Annotated in this window: 1 protein-coding gene; it reads left to right on the top strand. The window is 76.3% G+C overall.

The annotated features are described in order from the left end of the window. Nucleotides 1-3,122: type I polyketide synthase (locus KBX39_RS27390; RefSeq protein WP_210873242.1), on the top strand; the 3,122-nt coding region annotated here is incomplete at both ends.

Below are 3,122 nucleotides of genomic sequence, written 5' to 3'. Positions count from 1 at the left end.
GCTGGACAGTGAGGCGCTGGCCGACACCACGCTCGTCGTGCTGACCCGGGCGGCGGTGGCCGCCACCCCGGCGGACGCGGTGCGGGACCTGCCCGGCGCGGCGGTCTGGGGTCTGCTGCGCTCGGCGCAGTCCGAGCACCCGGGGCGGATCGTCCTCGCCGACGTCGACGGGGACCTCACCCCGGCCACCCTCGCCGTGCTCGCCGCCGTCGCCGAGAACCCCTCGCCGACCGGCGGCCAGGTGGCCGTACGCGGCAACGAGGTGCGCACGCCCCGCCTGGGCCGGCCCGCCGGCCAGGCCGCCGACGAACTCGTCCCGCCGGACGGACTGTGGCGGGTCGGGGCGGTCAGCCCCGGCACCCTCGACGGCGTCGGCATGGTGCCCGCCGCCTCCGCCGCCCTGGACACGGGCCAGGTGCGCATCGCGGTGCGCGCGGCCGGCGTGAACTTCCGCGACGTGCTGATCGGTTTGGGCATGTACCCGGATCCGGCGGCCGTGATGGGCAGCGAGGGCGCGGGCGTCGTGGTCGAGGTCGGCCCCGGCGTGACCGACCTGGCGCCCGGCGACCGCGTGCTCGGCATGTTCGAGCCGGCCTTCGCCCCCGAGGTGATCGCCACCCGCGACCTCGTGGCGAAGATCCCCGCCGGCTGGTCATTCGCGCAGGCCGCCTCCGTGCCGGTGGTGTTCCTGACGGCGTACTACGCGCTGCGGGACCTCGCCGGGCTGCGGTCCGGCGAGTCGGTGCTGATCCACAACGGCGCCGGTGGCGTCGGCATGGCCGCCATCCAGCTCGCCCGGCACTGGGGCGCGACGGTCCACGCCACCGCCAGCCCTGGCAAGTGGGGCGTGCTGCGGGAACTCGGGGTGGCCGAGGAGCGGATCGCGTCGTCGCGGACCACCGAGTTCGAGCAGACCTTCGGCGCGGCCACCGGCGGTGCCGGCGTCGACGTGGTGCTCGACGCCCTCGCCGGTGAGTTCGTGGACGCGTCGCTGCGGCTGCTGCCGCGCGGTGGCCGGTTCGTGGAGATGGGCAAGGCCGACGTACGCGACCCGGAGGCGGTCGCCGCCGACCACCCGGGCGTCACCTACCGCGCGTTCGACCTCAACGAGGCCGGGCACCGGCGCATCGGGGAGATGCTCACCGAGCTGCTCGACCTGTTCGCACGCGGCGCGCTGCGCCCGCTGCCGCTACGGGCGTGGGACGTGCGCCAGGCCCGGCAGGCGCTGCGCCACATCAGCCAGGCCCGGCACATCGGCAAGGTCGTCCTGCGGGTGCCCGCCCCCGCCGACCCGGACGGCACCGTGCTCGTCACCGGCGCCGGCGGCGCCCTCGCCGGCGTGTTCGCCCGGCACCTCGTCGCCACCGGCCAGGCCCGGCACCTGCTGCTGGCCTCCCGCCGTGGCCCCGAGCACTACCGGGAGCTGGTCGACGAGCTGACCCGCGCGGGCGCCCGGGTCACCGCCGGCACCGCCGACGTGACCGACCCCGCGCAGGTGACCCGGCTGCTGGAACTGGTGGACCCGGCGCACCCGCTGACCGCCGTGGTGCACACCGCCGGGGTGATCGCCGACGCGACCATCGGTTCGCTGGACGAGTCCGCCCTGCGTACGGTGCTGGCGCCGAAGGTGGACGCCGGGTGGGCGTTGCACGAGGCCACGCGGCACCTGGACCTGTCGGCGTTCGTGCTGTTCTCGTCGGTGGCGGCCACCCTCGGTTCGCCGGGGCAGGGCAACTACGCGGCCGCGAACGCGTTCCTCGACGCCCTCGCCCGGCACCGGCGTGAGCAGGGGCTGCCCGCCACCAGCCTCGCCTGGGGCATGTGGGCCACCGACAGCACGATGACCGCCCACCTCGACGGCGACGACCAGCAGCGGCTGCGGCGCGTCGGGATGAGCCGGCTCTCCCCGGCCGAGGGCGTCGAACTCTTCGACGCCGCCCTGCCGGCGGCCCGGCCGGTGCTCGTCGCGGCCCGCCTCCACGTCACCGGCGAGGCGAGCGGCGTACCGCCGCTGATGCGGCACCTGCTGCGCGGCGGCGGCCGGCGCCGCACCGCCACCGATCGGCCGAGTGCCGGGGCGTCGTGGCGGGAGCGGCTCGACGGCCTGTCCGAGGCGGACGCCCGGCAGGCGCTCGTCGACCTGGTCTGCGGCCAGGCCGCCACGGTGCTGGGGCACGCCTCGGCACAGGCGGTCCCCGCCGCCCGCGCCTTCAAGGACCTGGGCTTCGACTCGCTGACCTCGGTGGAACTGCGCAACCGCCTCGGTGCGGCCACCGGGCTGCGGCTGACCGCCACGCTGGCCTTCGACCATCCCACCCCGGCCCGGCTGGCCGAGCACCTGTTCGCGCAGCTCGGCCCGGCCACGGGAGCCGGCGCCACCGTCCGTACGGTCGTCACCGCCGACGCCGACGAGCCGATCGCCATCATCGGCATGGCCTGCCGCTACCCCGGCGGCGTCGCCACCCCCGAGCAGCTGTGGCAGCTCGTCACCTCCGGGGCCGACGCCATCGGCGAGTTCCCGGCGGACCGCGGCTGGGACCTCGACCGGCTGTACGGCACGGACGGCGACCAGGCCGGCGGCACCGTCACCCACCAGGGCGGCTTCCTCTACGACGCGGCCGACTTCGACGCCGGCTTCTTCAACATCAGCCCCCGTGAAGCCCTCGCCATGGACCCGCAGCAGCGGCTGCTGCTGGAGACCGCGTGGGAGAGCTTCGAGTACGCCCGCATCGACCCCGCCACCCTCAGCGGCACCGCCACCGGCGTCTTCGTCGGCGCCGCCTCATCCGGCTACGCCACCAGCGGACGCGACGACCTGGACGGCCTCGAGGGGCACCTGCTGACCGGCACGGCGGGCAGCGTCGCCTCCGGGCGGGTCGCCTACATGTTCGGCCTCGAAGGCCCGGCGGTCACCGTCGACACCGCCTGCTCCTCGTCGCTGGTGGCGCTGCACCTCGCCGCCCAGGCGCTGCGCGGCGGCGAGTGCGACATGGCCCTGGCCGGCGGGGTGGCGCTGATGGCGCAGCCCGGCATGTTCTCCGAGTTCTCCCGGCAGGGCGGCCTCGCCCCGGACGGGCGGTGCAAGGCGTTCGCCGCCGGCGCGGACGGCACCGGCTGGTCCG

Source organism: Micromonospora sp. D75, assembly GCF_018070405.1.
GTDB classification, from domain to species: Bacteria; Actinomycetota; Actinomycetes; order Mycobacteriales; family Micromonosporaceae; genus Micromonospora; species Micromonospora chalcea.
This window is presented reverse-complemented; position numbering and strand designations above follow the sequence as displayed.